Raw genomic sequence first — 17,076 nt, 5'->3', positions numbered from 1 at the left:
GTATCGCGTCGGTCAGCCGTCCTCGGGCGCCGGGTGCGCGCAGCCGACGATCAGCGCCTTCGCGAACCCGGCGGTCTGGTACACGTACTGGTAGCCCCAGGCGAACAGCGTGCGCCGCTCGCTGATGCCGATCATCACGGGATTGACGCCGCCGCAGCGCCCGAAGATGAAGCGCGCGCGGGTGATGTGCGAGTCGCCCGTCACGACGACGACCTTCGACCAGCCGTGCGCCCGCGCCTGTTCGAGGGCGAACAGCGCCTCGCCGCGGGTCGTCGACGGATCGGGGATGAAGCAGCCCGCATTCGGCTGGCGGCACGGCGACAGGCGGGCTTTGTCGGCGGGCATCGAGATGAACAGCCGTGGCGCGTAGCCGGCGTCGACGAGCCGCGTGCCTGCGGCGATGCGCTGCCGCGAGCTCGGCCCGAGCACGATCACTGCGTCGGCTTTGGTCGGTCGATCGGTGTGCGGAAAGACGTAGATGGGCAGGCCGGCGAGCGCGGCGACGAGCAGGAAGGTGAGCGCGGCCGCGACCCACGCGGCAGCCAGGCGCGCACGGCGGCCGGGCCTCAGCCCGCGCGCGGGGCCTGTGTTGGATGTCGCCTGCCCTTCGTCCAGCATCCGCTCATTGAAGCGCACGCGAGTGAATGCGCGGCTGATGGGTGGGGGAGCTCAGGGCACGGTGCGTTGCAGCACACAACCAAAGGTCACCTTTTGTGACGGTTCCGACAATCGGCCCCGGCGCCGACCGCCGCCCCGGTTGTAGACCCCGCACCGATTCGGTGCGCTCGCCGCAGCCGTAGACGTAGCGTGCTGTGAAGATCTGCGGGCTGCGCGAGCGCGGCCCGGCACTCGACGATTTCCGTTAGGCAGGTAGGTCAATGGTCGACACAGCCCCGCGCACCACGCAGCGCACCACGCCCGCGAGCACGCCGGCGTCTCAGGCATCCGGTGCTGCGGGAAGCGAGCCGAAGCTGGACGTCGCGCTGGTCGAGCGGATGCTGCGCGGCAGCTACCCCGAGGTGCGGCTGCAGGCGCGCGAGGTCGCGAAGGACTCTCGATTCCACAAGGTCGACGGCTACAGCCTCGATGAGCAGCGTGAGCGGGCGCTCGAGCAGATGAAGGTGCAGGCGTCTCAGGGCTTCCAGCTGCGCGCCTTCCCGAAGCGCCTCGGCGGCCTCGAAGACGCCGGCGGCAACCTCGCCGCCTTCGAAGAGCTCGTGACCGCGGACCCGAGCCTGCAGATCAAGGGCGGCGTGCAGTGGGGTCTGTTCGCAGCGGCCATCCTGCACCTCGGCACCGAATACCACCACGACACCTTCCTTCCCGACGCGATCAGCCTGAAGGTGCCCGGCGCCTTCGCGATGACCGAGACGGGGCACGGGTCGGATGTCGCAAGCGTCGGCACCACCGCCACGTACGACCCCGACACCGAGGAGTTCGTGATCGACACGCCGTTCCGCGGCGCGTGGAAGGACTACCTCGGCAACGCGGCCAAGCACGCGACCGCCGCGACGGTGTTCGCCCAGCTGATCACCAAGGGCGTGAACCACGGCGTGCACTGCTTCTACGTGCCGATCCGCGACGCGGAGACCGGCGAGTTCCTTCCGGGCATCGGTGGGGAGGACGACGGCCACAAGGGCGGCCTCAACGGCGTCGACAACGGCCGGCTGCACTTCGACCACGTGCGCATTCCGCGTACCAACCTGCTGAACCGCTACGGCGACGTCGCGCCGGACGGCACCTACACCAGCTCGATCGACAGCCCCGGCCGCCGCTTCTTCACGATGCTCGGCACGCTCGTGCAGGGCCGCGTCTCGCTCGACGGCTCGACGACGATCGCGAGCGCTCTCGGCCTGTTCATCGCGCTGACCTATGCGAGCCAGCGCCGCCAATTCGCGTCGGCGGTTCCCGGCCAGGAGCAGGTGCTGCTCGACTACCAGCGCCACCAGCGCCGCCTGCTGCCGCGCCTCGCGCAGACCTATGCGCAGTACTTCGCGCACGACGTGCTGCTGAACGCCTTCGACGACGTCTTCTCGGGCCGTGCAGACACCGACGAGAACCGCCAGAACCTCGAAACCCTGGCGGCGGCGCTCAAGCCGCTGTCGACCTGGCACGCGCTCGACACTCTGCAGGAAGCACGCGAGGCGTGCGGCGGCAGCGGATTCCTCGCCGAGAACCGGCTCGTCGGCCTGCGCGCCGACCTCGACGTCTACGTCACCTTCGAGGGCGACAACAACGTGCTGCTGCAGCTCGTCGGCAAGCGTCTGCTGACCGACTACGCGAAGCAGTTCAAGGGCGCGACCGGCGTCGACCTCGCGAAGTTCGCGGCCGCGCAGGTCGCGGGCAAGGCGTTCAACGAGGGCGGCATCCGCCGCGTCGGGCAGAATCTGCGCGACCTCGCGGGCGTCGGTCACGGCATCGAGGCCCTCAAGGATCACGAGACCCAGCGCGCGCTGCTGCAGGATCGCGTCGACACGATGATCGCCGAGATCGGCGCCGAGCTGAACAAGGTGCGCCGCGCCACCCCGCCTGAGCAGGCGGCGGCGTTCAACGCCAACCAGGACCAGCTCATCGAGGCATCCCGCGCCTGGGGTGAGCTGCAGCAGTGGCAGGCGTTCACGGACGCGCTCGATGGCGTGACGGATGCCGGCACCAAGACGGTCCTCGGCTGGGTGCACTCCCTCTTCACCTTCACGCTGTTCGAGAAGCACCTGGCGTGGTACCTGACGCACGGCCGCATCTCAGCGCGCCGCGGCCAGGCCGTCACCGGCTACATCAACCGCCTGCTCGAGCGCCTGCGCCCGCACACGCTCGACCTCATCGGCGCATTCGGCTTCGAGCCCGAGCACGTGCGCGCGCCCATCGCCTCTGGCGCAGAGGGTATCCGCCAGGACGAGGCCCGGGCGCACTACGCGAACCTGCGCGCGAGCGGCGAGGCGCCGATCGACGAGAAGAAGACGAAGAAGCGGTGAGCACCGCGCGCTCGGCGCGCGAGGAGAACAGAGCCGAAGAAGACGCGGTGAGCGACCGCGCTACGCGCTGCGCCGCATGATGCCCTTCACCAGGCGGTAGCTCTCGCCGGTCGCCGGGCACTGCCAGAGCTCGCCGTCGACGTTGATGAGCTGGGTGCCGGTGCGCCCGACCCAGCCGATCTGCGTCGCCGGGTTGCCGGCCATCACCGCGTGGTCCGGAATGTCCCCTGTCACGACGGCCCCCGGTTCGACGATCGCCCAGCGGCCGACGACGAGGGGCGCGGTGCACACGGCGCCGGCGCCGATGACGGCTCCGGCGCGCACGATCACGCCGTGCAGCACGTCCTGGTCGGCGACAGCAGCTGCGAGCCCCAGGGCTGCGCCATTCGCGAGCACGACGCCCGCGGCGATCTGCACGCTGTCTTCGATGAGCGCGGGCTCGTGCACCTGCACGTCGTGCTCGATCACGCATCCGCTGCCGATGAAGACGGTGCGCCCGACGTAGCTGCGCGCGCCGATGATCGTTCCCGTGCCGATGTGCGCGTGGGCGCCGATCACGGCCCCGCTGCGGATCTCGCAGCCGTCGCCGAGGTTCACCCCCGAGGCGATGCGGGCCGATTCATGCACACGAGGAGGGACTCCGTGCGCGATGGCGTGCGGCGCCATCAGTACGCGCCTTCCCCGCGCAGCACGACCTTGGCGGTGCGCCACAGGATGACGAGATCGCCCGCGAGCGACCAGTTCTCGACGTAGTAGAGGTCGAGGCGGACGCTCTCGTCCCAGTCGAGGTCGCTGCGGCCGTTGACCTGCCACATGCCTGTCACGCCCGGCTTGATGAAGAGCCGGCGGTGCACGTGGTGCTCGTACTTCTCGACCTCGGAGGGCAGCGGCGGCCGCGGCCCGACGAGGCTCATGTCGCCGACGAAGACGTTCCACAGCTGCGGAAGCTCGTCGATGGAGTGCGCCCGCAGGAAACGGCCGACCCGCGTGATGCGGGGGTCGTTCTTCATCTTGAAGAGCACGCCGTTGCCGCTGTCCTGGCTGTTCTCCAGTGCCGCGAGTCGCGCCTCGGCATCCGGCACCATCGAGCGGAACTTGATCATGCGGAAGCGGCTGCCGTCGCGCCCGACGCGCACCTGCTTGAACAGCACGGGGCCGCCGTCGTCGAGCTTGATCGCGAGCGCGGTCGCCAGGAACAGCGGCGAGAGGACGATCAGCGCGAGCGCGGAGAGCAGGACGTCGATGAGTCGCTTCAGTGCGTGCTTGCCGCCGTCGAAGCGGGGGATCTCGACGTTGATGAGCGGCAGGCCGGGAACGGGCATGAAGCGCATGCGCGGACCGGCGACGTCGACGAGGCGAGAGGCGAGCACGAGATCGGCGCCGCAGCTCTCGAGGCTCCAGCTGAGGTTGCGCACGTACTTGGGGTTGTCGGCGGGCTGGCTGGCCACGATCACCGCGTCGGACTCTGTGATGGATGCCGCACGCGCGACTCCCTCGTAGCCGCACAGCACCGGCACGTCGGTCGCGCCGACACGCAGATGCGAGGCGCTCGGGTCGGCGAGCGCTGCGCCGACGACGTTGTAGGCCGGGCCGCCGATGCTCTTGATCTGCCCGAGCACGTAGCTCACGTCGTCGCGGGTCCCGACGACGATCGCGCGACGCAGATGCCGTGCCTCGGTGCGGCTCGAGACGAGCCAGTTGCGCCAACCCCAGCGCGTCACGAAGAGCAGGGCGACGCCGAGTGGGAAGGCCAGGAGGTACTCACGGTCGAGATTCGCACCCAGCACGATGTCGGTGATTCCGACGAGGCCGAACGTGACGACGCTGCCGGCGAGAAGATGCCGATACTCGGCGGTGCCGATGCCGAGCTGCTTGTGATCGCGGGCGCCGATCACTCCGAGCACGACGTACCAGACGAATCCGATTGCGAGGCAGTCGAGCGCCGAGGTGGTGGCGGCCGCGAGGCCCGACTGACCGCCGCCGAGGGTGAATCGGACCAGGAAGGTCATTCCCATCGCGAGGGCGATGACTGCGGCATCGGTGATGCGCAGTCGGGAGAGGTAGCGCCGTGCCAGCCGTGCCTCGGGGGAACGCCTGAACTCGACGCGGGACGGGGTGGGGAGTGCCCTCGCGATGGGAAGCAGTGAAGGGTGTGCGTCGGTCGTCATGATCTCGCCCTCAGATGAGGAATACTCGGGTATGTTGACGATAACCTGGTGTGAGATTTTCTCATTTACCCCAGTGCGGGGGCTGGTGGCGCGAGACGAGGATTTCTCATCATAGTCACATGGACATCGCATTGGCGCACGACTATCTGACACAGCGTGGAGGGGCCGAGCGAGTCGCACTCGCGATGTCCGATGCGTTCCCAGGGGCTCCGCTGTACACGACGCTGTATGAACCGGGCGCGACCTTCCCTGAGTTCGCGGGGCGCGACGTTCGCCCTTCTGCGCTCAATCGGCATGCACGACTGCGCCAATCGCACCGTCTCGCCCTGCCGTTCCTCGCGGCCGACGTCGACCGCATCCGTATCGACGCCGATGTCGTGATCGCCAGCTCGAGCGGCTGGGCGCACGGAATGCGCACCGACGGGCGCAAGATCGTCTACTGCCACGCGCCGGCGCGCTGGCTCTACCAGACCGGCCGCTACGCCGGTGGCACGGGCGTCCGCGGCGCAGCGGTCCGCACCGCGGTGTCGCTGCTCGGGCCCCGGCTGCGCGAGTGGGATCGGGTCGCGGCGATGTCCGCGGACCGCTATCTGGTGAACTCGACCGCGGTACGCACCGCGGTTCGCGAGGCCTACGGCATCGAGGCCGACGTGGTGCCACCGCCCCCTGCGCTGCTGCCGGACGGCCCGGAAGAGCAGCTTCCGGACATCGAGCCGGGCTATCTGCTCGTCGTCGCTCGGTTGCTTCCATACAAGAACGTCGACCGCGTGATCCGCGCGGTGCTCGCGCGCGGCGACGTTCGGCTGGTCGTCGTGGGTCGGGGGCCCGACCGGGCGCGGCTCGAGGGTATCGCGCGGGGCTCCGCCTCGGTGCACCTGGTGGGCGGCGTGACGGACGCCCAGCTGCGCTGGCTGTATCGCAACGCGCTCGCGCTCGTCGCCGCCGCCTACGAGGACTATGGGCTCGCGCCCCTCGAGGCGGCGTCGTTCGGGCGCCCGTCGCTCGCCCTTCATGACGGCGGATTCCTCGACACGGTGCGCGCGGGTGAGACCGGCGTCTTCTTCGAGGAGCCCGACGCGGCCGACATCGCCGGCGCCGTCGACGAGCTCAAGCGCATCACGTGGGACCCGCAGCTGATCGCCGAGCATGCCGAGTCCTTCTCGGCGGCGCGTTTCGCCGCGCGGCTCGCCGACGCGGCCGGGGTCGGGCAGCCGGTGGCGTGACCCGCGCCGCGGTTCGCGCGGGCGCTTTCGCACTCGCCTTCCTCGCCGTCTATGCGGCGGCCGTGCTGACGCCGCTCGGTCAGCAGCTCGACGCGGCCTCGCTCGGTGCGTTCCCCTGGGTGCCGGCGTGGGCGCACAGCGCCGCCGGGGTGCTGCGGGTGGTGCTGCTCGCCACGGCAGGCGGCGTCTCGATCCTGCTTCTTGCCGACCTGCTGCTGAACAGGCGCTTCGCCCTCGCCGGGCGAGCATTCATGACGGGCCTGCTCGCGGTGGGCCTGGCGGAGCTGCTGAAGCAGATCCTTCTGGCGCGGCCGTTCTTCGGCCGCTTCGGCTATGAGAGCAACACGTTCCCGAGCGGGCACGTCGCGTTCACCGCAGCGGTCGCCGCAGCGGCGTGGGGCGCGGCGCCGCGGTTGCGCGCGCGACCGTGGCGCCGCCGAGCGCTCGTGCTGCTCGTCGTTCTCGCCGCACTCGCAGAGCCGCTCTCGTTCGCCCATCGCGCGAGCGACGCGGTGGGGGGTGTGCTGCTGGCCGGCGTTGCTGCCGCCCTGTGCTGGCCGCCGAGCTCCGGCCGGACCCGGCGCGGCGCGATCGCCCTGACGTCAGCCGCGGTCGTTCTGGTCGCTCTCGCTGCGCTCGTGCATGCGCCGGTGCTGCTCGGCCCCGCCATCGTGCTGCTCCTGTGGCTCAGCGCGGTGCGGCTCATCGCCGCCGCCGGCATGCCCCGTTCTCTGGGGGTGCCGAGTGATCACATACCAAGTGAGAAAAACTCGACTCAGTGTTAGCGTCGGGCCTGTGACAGCCACCCTCGAGAGGTCGCAGCGCAAGCTGCGGTCAGTCTGGTTCCGGAGCGTCACCGCAGACATCGAGAACGCGGTGCACGCGCTGCCAGCCGACGCGTTGTGTACGCGCGAGCTGTTCGTCGACCTGCTGCACTTGAACGTCCACAGCGGCGGTCGCATCGCGTTGGTCGAACAGGCCGGCGAGCCGGTCGCCGTCTTCGGCCTGCGACGCGAAGGTCGGTTGCGCTGGCGCTCGATGCTCGACTGGCTTCTGCCCGGCGTGCCGGGCGCGGTCAGCGAGGAACAGGTCGTGCCTGCGCTGCGAAAGCTCAACAGCGAAGTTGCGATGGTCTGGTGGAATACGCGCACAGCGCCGACCGGCGCGGGGGTCCAGCGGGCTGCACCGCGGGCCGTCAATGTGCTCGCGATCGCTGAGCGCGAGGCGTATTGGCGCTCGACCAGATACTGGTCGACGATCCGGAGGGCCCGGGAGAAGTGCGCGCATCTGACGGTCGCGATCGACCGGCCCGGCGATGCAGAGTGGGTCGTTCGCAACAACCTCAGCAAATGGGATGCACGTGGTTCGCATCGCGACCGCTTCGCGCTGGAGGCCAACCTCGAGATCGCGCGTCAGCTGACCCCGCTCGGGCGCTATGAGACGCTCGTGCTGCGTGACGGCGACATTCCGCTCGCCGGCGCCACGAACTTCCGGCTGGGCGCCACGACCGTCGCCGGCGTGCTGTATCGCGACGAGAGCGTCGGCGGTCTCCCCACGGGCGTCCGCATCATCGACGAGAGCATTGAGTACAGCGCACGCGCGGGCGTGGCGCGATTCGATCTCGGCGCGAGCTTCCCGTACAAGCTCAAGTGGGCCCCAGAGGACGGATTCCTCTACGAGTTCGTCGTCTCGCCGCCGATGATCTCGTTGGCGCACCGGCTCAGGCATGCGGCGAGGCGGCGATGACCGAGACGCATGCTGTCGCACAGGCCGCGGTGCACCGGCCGGCGCTGAGACGCAGGCAACCGCTCAAGACGACCTGGTTCAGCCGACTCGAGGGGGCGGTGGAGGACGCGGTTCGCTCTCTGCCCGACCTGGGCGGCTGCCCGCGCGAGCTCTATCTCTCCGCACTCGCCGTGAACCACGCGGCGGATGGCGGCCGAACGGCGCTGGTCGAGCGCGCCGGGCACCCGGTCGCCGTCATCGCGCTGCGGCGCACCGGCGCGCTGCGCTGGCGGAACTTCACGAACTCGGTGATTCCGGGCTTCGTCACCGCCGCGGCAGACGAGGATCTGCTGCCCGCTTTCCGGGCGCTGCGTGTCGAGGTGGACGTGTCATGGTGGCACCGGTCAGACATCCCCGCCTCTCCGCAGCGCGAGCACCACGTCGTGCCTCAGTACCGGCTGGCGGTCGCCGAGCGTGAGGCCTATTGGAAGGCCCACCACAAGTGGAGCAACCTGCGCGCGGCTCGGAACAGGTGTGCGGACCTTGAGCTCGTCATCGACGCGCCTGGCGACAGCGACTGGGTCGTGCGATCGTCGGCGCGGAAGTGGGCGGACCGCTGGGATGCGTCGCAGGAGGCGTCATTGCAGCTCAGCCTCGAAGTCGCGCGGCACTTCGAGGCGGCGGGTGAGCACACCGTTCTGACGCTGCGCCGCGACGGCGTCGCGGTGACGGGAATCACGGCACTTCGCGGCTCGGACGGCGTCTGGGTGGCGTCGCGCACCTATCGCGACGCAGCGCTCGGCAAGCTCCCGACCGGTGACCGCATCATCGACGCGCTCTTCGACCACGCGGAGGCGCAGGGCGCTCTCGCCGTCGACCTCGGCGGCAGCTATGGCTACAAGGCGCACTGGGCGCCCGAGTTCGGGGCTCGGCACGACTTCCTGATCGGACCGGCCTGGAGCTACGGGGCACGCCGCATCGCGCGCCGGCTCGCCCGCAGGGGCTGACCCGCGGGGCGTCAGCGCACGGGCTGAGACTGCGCTGCCCGCTGGGCGCGAAGCCGCCCGGCGCCCGGCGCCACCCCGATGAAGTTCAGCACGTCGCGAACCACAGCGCGCCAGCGGGGGAACACCCACGACGGACCGAGCGTGCCCCAGGTGCGCAGCTTCTCGCCGAAGGGCAGCGCCGCATGTGCGACGCCGCGGTAGAGCTCGATGTTGGTCTGCGTCTCGCCGAAGGAGCGGGCGCCGCTGCGCCCAGGCGCGAACCACGTGGTGGACGAGGCACCGAGCACCGAGACCTGCGTGTCGTGGCGTCGCTGCAGGAACAGCTGCTCGGGGGCGAGCGCCATCCTGCCGGCACACAGCAGCTCGACGAGCAGCACCATGTCATCACCGAGACTCGAGCGGATGCCGCGGGTGGCCGCGATCGCCTCCGCCCGGATGACGCCGTACATCAGATGCGAGGCCTGCGAGCGCAGCAGATTCCGCACGCGTTCGTGTGCGGTCGGGGCATCCAGCCCCAGCTGTGCGTCGTTGAGGTCCTCGTAGATCACGCCGTCCGCGTCGATGACCTGCGTGCGCGGGCAGGCGAACGCCGCAGCGGGCCCTGCGGCATCGAGCGCGGCGATCGTCGCGCTCGCGAACCCCGGCAGCTTGATGTCGTCTGCCGCCATCCAGCTGAACAGCTCGGTGCGCGACAGGGCGAGCACGTTCCGGTAGTTCCAGATGCCGCCGCGGTTCTCGTCGTAGCGGTGGTACTCGATTCGCGGGTCCTCCGCCGCAGCGGCGAGGCAGATCTGCTGGGTGGCATCCGTCGACCCGTTGTCTGAGATGACGATGCGGATGTCGGCGAGGTCCTGCTCCTGGACAGAGCGCAGAGCGGCGGGCAGGAAGCGCTCGCCGTTGTAGACGGGGATGCCGAAGGTGAGGCGCGCGGTCATGTCAGACCCCGATCGTGAGCTTGGCGGTCGTGAAGGCCTCTGCGTAGCGTGCGACGGCTTCGACACCGCGCAGCCGCATGAGGCCGTGGAAGAACTCGTCGTCCCACCAGTGGTGCGGATGCTGGGACGGGAAGCTCTGGTTCAGCAGCTCGACCTTGCGCCGCGCCACCTCGGGCTCGAGGGGCAGGTAGACGTTGGGGCGGCCGAGATCGCCGTCCCACTTCGGGATCTCGTAGTGCAGCACGGTGGGTCCGCGCCACACGGTCGGGACGAGCGTGCCGAGCAGGCGGTGGTCCTGGTGGGCGTCATCGGCCCGCGGCACGAAGATCAGGTCGGGCTGAGGGTGGGCGCGCTGGAACTCGTGGAGGGCGTCCTTCACGGCGTCCCAGTTCGCCGGCAGCCGGGTGTCGGGGAAGTCGTGGATGACCGGCGGCTCGGCGAGGCCGAATGCCCGCGCGGCGTCCTGCGCCTCGAGGCGGCGCTGCGGCGTGCCGGTGAGGATCAGGCTGTGGATGGCCACGTCCGCGCGTGCGCCAAGGGTCAGCAGCGCACCGCCGCAGCCGATCTCGATGTCATCGGGGTGGGCGCCGATCGCGAGCACCGTGGCGGGGCCCGAGGGCAGCCGGAATGCGGTCATCTGCGGTCCTTCCTAGCGGCGAGTGCGCTCGCCACGTCGTGCCATTGCCGGTCGAGCCGCGCCGTCGCGGCCGCGACGGCGCTGTCGATCCGCGCCGTCAGCTCCGGCTGCCGGTCGGCGAGCTCAGTGAGCTGATCGGCGACCTGCGCGGGATCGAACGCCTCGATGTCGACGTGCGTCTCCGGCAGGCCGAGCTCGCGCAGCATCGCGCGGTGCTTCTCGCCATAGCCGATCGAGACGGTCGGTGTGCCGGCGAGCAACGCCATGATCAGCGTGTGGTAGCGGGTTGCGAGAACGACGGATGCCTCGCGCATGACCGCCTCGAGGTCACCAGGCGTTCGCGCATCGGCCACCGTGACGCGGTCGTCACTCAGGCGCTCGGTGAGCTGCGCCGCCGTGTGCAGATCGACCTCGTCGCCGCCGACGAGCACGACCCGCTTGCCGCGAGCTCGCAGCAGGCCCAGCAGCTCCTCGACCGCGGAGAAGTAGCGCGCCGCCGCTGCGCCGCCGTGATCGTCCCTGCCGCCGTAGTCCATGACCCCGACGACGACGAGCGATTCATCCCGCTTCACCGGTTCGGGACGCGGCAGCGAGAAGGCGAGGTCCGTGACGACGTGGTCGCGGCTCGCATTCCTCATGCCCATCGCGGCCGCATTGGCGCGCGAGTAGTCGTCGCGGTAGGAGCGATAGGAGGCGCCGCGGGCGACGCCGCGAGCGAAGAATCGCGCGAGCCGTCGGGGCAGCACCTCGACGCCGACGTCGAGAAGCAGCACCGGGCGACCGAGAATGCGCCCGGCCGTCGCCAGCGACCACATGTCGAAGGGCGTGCCGAAGGCGCCCGAGCCGTAGCGCTCGAGGCCTCCTGTGCCGACCAGCACGACGGCGTCGAGCTCCCCGACGACACGGAAGGCGTTGCGAAGAAGGGCGAAGCGATTCGCGAGCACCGCCGCCGCTCGTGCAAGGCGGCCCCGCGCGACGGTCGCGGCCGGGGTGCCGAGCAGCCGGGCCGGGGCGCCGTGCCGCTCGGTGGCGGCATCCGGCCGCTCGCAGATGATCACGGGCGTGAATCGCTCACGGTCCAGGCGGGCGAGGAACGCCTCGAGCGTCGCTTCGTTGCCGAAATTGCCGCGGCCGAAGACGCCCCAGGCGCCCACCCGCAGCGCACTCAAGGCTGCAGCACCGGTTCGAGACGCGTGCGGTCTGCGTTCCAGACCTCCCACGGCGCGTTGCCCTTCGCATGCAGTTCGTCGAGGTAGACGCGCTCTTTGAGGGTGTCCATGCAGGCCCAGAAGCCGTAATAGCGATTGGCGGTGAACCGCCCGGCGGCGGCGGCGCGCACGCAGGCATCCGTCACCAGGTCCTCGCCCTCATCGAGGTAGTCGAAGATGCCCTGACGCAGCACGAAGAAGCCGCCGTTGATCCACATGTCCATGTTCGCGACGGCGCCGATGCCGCTCATGCCGCCGTCTGCGTCGAAGTTGACGACGTGGAACGAGTCCTGCGGGGGTACGGCCAGCAGGCTGCCCACGTGGTCGGCGGGCAGCGTCTCGATGAACTCGTTGATCGGCGCGTCGGAGACACCGTCGCCGTAGTTGGCGAGGAACACCTCGTCGCCCTCGAGGTACGGGCGCACCCGTCGCAGGCGCTCGCCGATCGGCGTGTGCAGGCCGGTGTCGACGAAGGTGATCTTCCAGTCGGAGATGTCGGTGCCGAGCATCTCGACGTTGCGGCCGCCGCCGGAGAGCACGAAGTCGTTCGACGCGGTCTCTTCGTAGTGCAGGAAGTAGTCCTTCACCGCCTTGGCGCCGTGGCCGAGGGCGAGGATGAACTCGGTGTGCCCGAAGTGGGCGTAGTAGCGCATGATGTGCCACAGGATCGGACGGTCGCCGATGGTCGTCATCGGCTTGGGGGCGGACTGGTTGTCGGCGCGGATGCGCATGCCGAGACCACCGCAGAACAGAACGACCTTCATCGCTTCGCTCCTTATTACCTAGTGCTTCAGGCCCCGAGGCGCCGCGGTGCGGCGAACTCGCGGATGGCGGGGGCGACGGGGCGCCCGATGAGCAGCCCGTCTGTCGTGCCGGCGGTGAGCGCGTCGGCGTAGACGCGGGCGGCGCCGCGGAAGGCCTCGACGGTCAGGTCGATGTCGTCGTCGGTGTGCGCCGCAGAGATCACGAGCGACTGCGCGAGCACGCCGCGCTTGAGCAGCTCCTGGATGAGCAGGGTCCGGAACGCCTGCGAGGGGGCACCCGTGTGGTCCTTCGTGCCGAACACGAGCGCAGAGGCGCGCCCCATGATCGGGATCTGCTCGCCGACGCCGGCTTCGGCGAGCGCAGCGACGAGGCCGTCGCGCAACTTGGCGCCCTGCGCCTCCATGATGCCGACGATGTCGCGCTCTTCGTACGCCTTGGCGACTGCGAGGTACGCGGCGAGGCCGGTGGTCTCGCCGCCGTGCGTCGTGGAGAGCAGGAAGACGCGCGGGGCATCCGTGTTCAGCCCGCCGAGCTCCATCAGCTCGCGCTTGCCTGCGAGAGCCGAGACGCTGTAGCCGTTGCCGAGGGCCTTGCCCCACGTGGACAGGTCGGGCGTCACGCCGTAGACCGACTGGGCGCCGGCCGACGACCAGCGCATGCCTGAGATCATCTCGTCGAAGATCAGCACGAATCCGTCGCGGTCAGCGAGGGCGCGAACGCCCTCGAGGAACCCGGGGGCGGGCTCTGCGGTGCCGGTCGCCGCCTCGAGGATGACGGCGGCGATCTGCCCGGGGTGCTCGGCGAGCAGTGCCTCGAGCGAGGCGAGGTCGTTGTAGGCGAAGCCCACCGTGAGCTCGCGCACGGACGCGGGGATGCCGGCGGGCATCTGGCCCGCGCCCATGAACCAGTCGTCGACCGAGAAGAACGGCTGCGTGCGGCAGATCGCCACGAGGTCGCGGCCGGTGGCGGCGCGCGCGAGCTTGATGGCCGCGGTGGTGACGTCGGAGCCGTTCTTGGCGAACTTCACCATGTCAGCCGTCGGCACCATCTCGAGGAACTGCTCGGCCGCCTTGAGCTCCCACACGGAGGGGCGAGAGAAGTTGACGCCGCCGCGGACGGCCTCGATGACGTTGTCGACCACGGGCTGGTAGCCGTAGCCGAGGGTCACCGATTTGACGCCCATGCCGTATTCGACGAGCCAGTTGCCGTCGAGGTCGAGGACTCTGGCCCCCTCGCCACGCTGGATGATCGGGGTCTGGAACTCGGGGTACTGATCGGAGCCGCGGGCGTTGGTGTGCGCGCCCCCCGGGATCAGCTGGTGCAGTCGGGCCTGCGCCTCGGCTGACTTCGCGAAAGAAGTCAGGGTCGGGGCTTCGTATTCTGTAGTCACGTCGTCTCCTCGTCGGCAGGTCAGGGGTCGGGTGCCGCGTTGACTTTGCGAAGATAACTCACTTTTGCCCTTCGCCGCCGCCCCCCAGTGCGGGGGCTGAGGACTTTTCACTTATTGGTTAGCGTGGTCGCATGGACTTTGCGCACCTGGCCGGGCGTTCGATCTTCGTCACCGGCCACACCGGCTTCAAGGGCGCATGGCTGTGCCTGCTGCTCGAGCGGCTCGGGGCGGAGGTGCACGGCTACGCGCTCGAGACGCCGGCCGACTTTCTGTTCCAGCGTGCGCAGGTGGGGCGGCGGATCGCGACGGATGCCCGCGGCGACATCCGCGACGTCGAGAACGTGACCGCGGCCATCGCCGCGGCGAAACCCGAGATCGTGCTGCACCTCGCGGCGCAGTCGCTCGTGCGCGAGTCCTACGCGACCCCCCGCGAGACCTTCTCGGTGAACGTCGACGGCACGCTCGCCGTGCTCGAGGCCGCGCGGGCCGTGCCGAGCGTGCGCTCGGTCGTGGTCGTCACGACCGACAAGGTCTACCGCAACGACGAGTGGCACTGGGGCTACCGCGAGATCGACCCGCTCGGCGGCGATGACCCGTACAGCGCGAGCAAGGCCGCGGCCGAGCTCGCCGCGCACTCGTTCGCGGTCTCGTTCCCGAGGGACGGCTTCACCGTGGCGACCGCCCGCGCCGGCAACGTGATCGGCGGCGGAGATGCGACGCCGGACGCGCTGGTCCCCGAGCTGGTGTCGGCCTTCCGTGCGGGCCGCGCCCCGATCATCCGCCGCCCGGGTGCGCGCCGCCCCTGGCAGCACGCCCTCGAGCCGCTGACCGGTTATCTGACGCTCGCGCTCGCACTGCTCGAGCGGCCCGAGCTGCACGACACCGCCTGGAACTTCGGACCTGCTGCCGAAGACGGCCTCACGGTGGCCGAGTTCGCCGACGAGCTCGGCGCGAGTTGGGGCCAGTCCGCCGACTGGAAGCTCGACCCTGACGCCGGGCCGCACGAGGCCGGCCTGCTGATGGTCGATTCGTCGAAGGCCCGTGCAGAGCTCGCCTGGCAGCCGCGCTGGCGCGTGCACGAGGCCATCGCGAGCGTCGCCGAATGGGAGCAGGCCGTCGATCACGGCGTCGACCCGCTCGTCGCCACCCAGCAGCAGATCGAGGACTACCTGGAGGCCCGGCGATGAAGGTCTCGCACTCAGGCATCCCCGGCGTCGTCATCTTCGAGCCGACGCCGATTCGCGACAATCGCGGATTCTTCACACGCATCCTCGACGTGCAGGTGCTCGCCGACGCGGGCATCGACCCGCACTCGTTCAAGCAAGAGAACCAGTCCAGGTCGCGCCGCGGCGGCATCCGCGGTCTGCACGGGCGCATCGCGCCCAATGGCGAGGCCAAGCTGGCGCGCTGCGCGCGCGGTGCGGTGCTCGACGTCGTGCTCGACGCCCGACCTGACTCGCCGACGTTCGGCACCGTCGAGACCTTCGTGCTCGACGACGTCGACCACCGCCAGGTCTATGTGCCGGGCGGATGCCTGCACGGGTACCAGGTGCTCAGCGAAGACGCCGACTTCTGCTACCGCACCGACGTCTTCTACGGCCCGGGTGAGGTCGCGGTGAATCCGCTCGACCCCGAGCTGGCCGTGCCGTGGCACGAGCCCTTCGGCGAGCTCAGCGAGCGCGACCTCGCCTCGCCGAGCTGGCGTGAGTTCGCTCGCGACCAGCTCGGCGTCGAGCTCTGATCGCGGCACGGCGAACGTCGCGGCTCGCGGCCTGAACGTTGTGGCGCAAAACGCACGATTCGTCACCCCGATTCGGTCGATCGAGGTGACGAATCGTGCGTCGTGGCGCAGCGCGCCGGGCTACGCCAGTGACTCGGCCGGCTGTGCGACGGGCTCGACCTCGACCGGCTCGGGCTCCAGCAGCACCCAGCGGCCGCCGCCCGCCTCGATCTCGGGGTAGCTGCGGCGCAGTTCGTCGAGCAGGTCCGGCACGAACAGCAGCACGCGGTCGGGGCGCAGTGCGACGAGGTCCGCGGGGGAGATGATCGGAATGCGGTTCACCGGCATCGTGAGGCCCCACTTGCCCGGCGCTCCGTCGGCGATGGCGGCCATCTTCTCGCGGGTGATGTCGGCGGCACACAGCAGCGACGCGGTGCGGGAGGCCGCCGCGTAGCCGGCGACCGTCAGACCCTTGGCGTGCGCCTCGCTCAAGTAGGCGTCGATGTCGGCGACCGTGCGCGTGACCGCCTCGCCGAGCGTGGCGACATAGTCGGGGTCCGTGATGCCCTCGGCGTTCTCGGTGGCGATCAGCGCGTCGACGCCGGCGCCCTGGGTGTCGCCCCAGCGGCTGCCCTTGCGGGCGAAGGCGATGAGCACGGTGCCCTTGTAGAGCGGGTACTCCCAGGCGTCGAGCGCGACGAGGCCGAGCTCGCCCAGCATTCGCACCAGCACCGGCGTCGAATACAGGCCGAAGTGGCCGTGCTTCAGGGCGTTCCACATGCCGTGCCGCACGATCGCCGCGATGTCGTGGTACTGCAGCAGCAGCACGCCGTCGGGCGCAAGGTGGCTGACGCGCTCTTCGAAGGCGGCACGCTGGTCGGCGTCGTGCATGATGCCGAAGTTGTCGACGACGACCTCTGCCTCGCCGTCCTGCACGGGAACCAGCCCGTGCGCGGTGAGCTGCGCGGTCCACGAGCCGCCGTGGGGGCTCGGGTATTCCTTCACGCGGCCACCGGCGGCCAAATAGCCGGCCTGCGCCGCCTGCTCGACGGCGGCCTCGGCCTGCTCGACGACCGCCTTCGGCTCGATGCCGAGGACCTCCTCTGGCGTGGTCGGGTCGTCCTCGAGCTGGATCAGCCCGCTCACGGTGCTGATCACCATGCGCAGCGGGTAGCGGGGGTCGGGCTCGGGGTCGGTCGGGGCGGGGAAGCGGTCGGCCGCGGGCTGCTGGCCGAGGTCGAGGACGACGTAGCCGCCGGGCTCGCCGCTCCAGCGGTCGCGCCAGCTGTCGATGGGCTGGGGAAGCGTGGACATGAGCTCTCCTAG

The 17,076-nt window shown here is 70.1% G+C and carries 16 protein-coding genes; 7 read left to right on the top strand and 9 right to left on the bottom strand.

The window, feature by feature from the left end:
- Positions 1 to 12 precede the first annotated feature (12 nt).
- Positions 13 to 618: a YdcF family protein gene (locus tag ABD736_RS09275; RefSeq protein ID WP_344791466.1), complete on the bottom strand. Its 606-nt coding sequence runs from the start codon at positions 616 to 618 to the stop codon at positions 13 to 15.
- A gap of 260 nt (positions 619 to 878) precedes the next feature.
- Here ABD736_RS09275 and ABD736_RS09270 point away from each other — a divergent pair, with 260 nt between their 5' ends.
- A complete protein-coding gene (locus ABD736_RS09270) occupies positions 879 to 2,972 on the top strand; it encodes an acyl-CoA dehydrogenase family protein (protein WP_344791465.1) in 2,094 nt (697 codons plus the stop codon).
- 60 nt (positions 2,973 to 3,032) lie between these two features.
- On the opposite strand, the gene ABD736_RS09265 is transcribed toward ABD736_RS09270, so the two are convergent.
- Both ABD736_RS09265 and ABD736_RS09260 read right to left on the bottom strand, forming a co-directional pair.
- Positions 3,033 to 3,638 (bottom strand): N-acetyltransferase, encoded by a 606-nt coding sequence (locus ABD736_RS09265; protein ID WP_344791464.1) that lies wholly within the window; start codon positions 3,636 to 3,638, stop codon positions 3,033 to 3,035.
- A complete protein-coding gene (locus ABD736_RS09260; protein WP_344791463.1) occupies positions 3,638 to 5,140 on the bottom strand; it encodes a sugar transferase in 1,503 nt (500 codons plus the stop codon). The genes ABD736_RS09265 and ABD736_RS09260 overlap by 1 nt, the downstream gene beginning before the upstream one ends.
- A 119-nt stretch (positions 5,141 to 5,259) precedes the next feature.
- Here ABD736_RS09260 and ABD736_RS09255 point away from each other — a divergent pair, with 119 nt between their 5' ends.
- The 4 genes from ABD736_RS09255 to ABD736_RS09240 are packed head-to-tail and all read left to right on the top strand — an operon-like array spanning position 5,260 to position 9,095.
- The gene (locus tag ABD736_RS09255; RefSeq protein WP_344791462.1) at positions 5,260 to 6,363 is read left to right on the top strand and encodes a glycosyltransferase; all 1,104 of its coding nucleotides are present in this window, start codon (positions 5,260 to 5,262) and stop codon (positions 6,361 to 6,363) included.
- Positions 6,360 to 7,148, top strand: a complete 789-nt coding sequence (locus ABD736_RS09250) for a phosphatase PAP2 family protein (protein ID WP_344791461.1) — start codon at positions 6,360 to 6,362, stop codon at positions 7,146 to 7,148. The genes ABD736_RS09255 and ABD736_RS09250 overlap by 4 nt, the downstream gene beginning before the upstream one ends.
- Positions 7,149 to 7,158: 10 nt before the next feature.
- Positions 7,159 to 8,109 (top strand): GNAT family N-acetyltransferase, encoded by a 951-nt coding sequence (locus tag ABD736_RS09245; protein WP_344791460.1) that lies wholly within the window; start codon positions 7,159 to 7,161, stop codon positions 8,107 to 8,109.
- Positions 8,106 to 9,095: a GNAT family N-acetyltransferase gene (locus ABD736_RS09240; RefSeq protein WP_344791459.1), complete on the top strand. Its 990-nt coding sequence runs from the start codon at positions 8,106 to 8,108 to the stop codon at positions 9,093 to 9,095. Before ABD736_RS09245 ends, ABD736_RS09240 begins: the two co-directional genes overlap by 4 nt.
- Positions 9,096 to 9,106: 11 nt before the next feature.
- Here the strand turns inward: ABD736_RS09240 and ABD736_RS09235 are convergent, their stop codons facing one another.
- From ABD736_RS09235 to ABD736_RS09215, 5 genes are read right to left on the bottom strand one after another with little or no spacing between them, the layout of a single operon-like run.
- On the bottom strand, positions 9,107 to 10,030 hold the full coding sequence (locus tag ABD736_RS09235; RefSeq protein WP_344791458.1) for a glycosyltransferase family 2 protein: 924 nt from the start codon (positions 10,028 to 10,030) through the stop codon (positions 9,107 to 9,109).
- A 1-nt stretch (position 10,031) separates the two neighbouring features.
- Entirely contained in the window at positions 10,032 to 10,667 is a 636-nt protein-coding gene (locus ABD736_RS09230; protein WP_344791457.1) for a PIG-L deacetylase family protein, read from the bottom strand.
- On the bottom strand, positions 10,664 to 11,836 hold the full coding sequence (locus ABD736_RS09225) for a polysaccharide pyruvyl transferase family protein (RefSeq protein WP_344791456.1): 1,173 nt from the start codon (positions 11,834 to 11,836) through the stop codon (positions 10,664 to 10,666). The genes ABD736_RS09230 and ABD736_RS09225 overlap by 4 nt, the downstream gene beginning before the upstream one ends.
- Positions 11,833 to 12,639 carry a glycosyltransferase family protein gene (locus tag ABD736_RS09220; RefSeq protein WP_344791455.1) on the bottom strand — a complete coding sequence of 269 codons (807 nt, stop codon included), beginning with the start codon at positions 12,637 to 12,639 and terminating at the stop codon, positions 11,833 to 11,835. Before ABD736_RS09220 ends, ABD736_RS09225 begins: the two co-directional genes overlap by 4 nt.
- A 26-nt stretch (positions 12,640 to 12,665) precedes the next feature.
- A complete protein-coding gene (locus ABD736_RS09215) occupies positions 12,666 to 14,030 on the bottom strand; it encodes a glutamate-1-semialdehyde 2,1-aminomutase (RefSeq protein WP_344791454.1) in 1,365 nt (454 codons plus the stop codon).
- Positions 14,031 to 14,161: 131 nt separating this feature from the next.
- Here ABD736_RS09215 and rfbG point away from each other — a divergent pair, with 131 nt between their 5' ends.
- Positions 14,162 to 15,217, top strand: coding sequence for a CDP-glucose 4,6-dehydratase (gene rfbG / locus ABD736_RS09210; protein WP_344791453.1), 1,056 nt, complete (start codon positions 14,162 to 14,164; stop codon positions 15,215 to 15,217).
- Positions 15,214 to 15,771: a dTDP-4-dehydrorhamnose 3,5-epimerase family protein gene (locus tag ABD736_RS09205; protein ID WP_344791452.1), complete on the top strand. Its 558-nt coding sequence runs from the start codon at positions 15,214 to 15,216 to the stop codon at positions 15,769 to 15,771. Before rfbG ends, ABD736_RS09205 begins: the two co-directional genes overlap by 4 nt.
- A gap of 120 nt (positions 15,772 to 15,891) precedes the next feature.
- On the opposite strand, the gene ABD736_RS09200 is transcribed toward ABD736_RS09205, so the two are convergent.
- Entirely contained in the window at positions 15,892 to 17,064 is a 1,173-nt protein-coding gene (locus tag ABD736_RS09200; RefSeq protein ID WP_344791451.1) for a transferase, read from the bottom strand.
- Positions 17,065 to 17,076: the final 12 nt, after the last annotated feature.

This window comes from Gryllotalpicola daejeonensis (assembly GCF_039538145.1).
Taxonomy (GTDB): domain Bacteria; phylum Actinomycetota; class Actinomycetes; order Actinomycetales; family Microbacteriaceae; genus Gryllotalpicola; species Gryllotalpicola daejeonensis.
The sequence above is the reverse complement of the archived record's forward strand: the minus strand, read 5'-3'. Positions and strand labels throughout refer to the sequence as shown.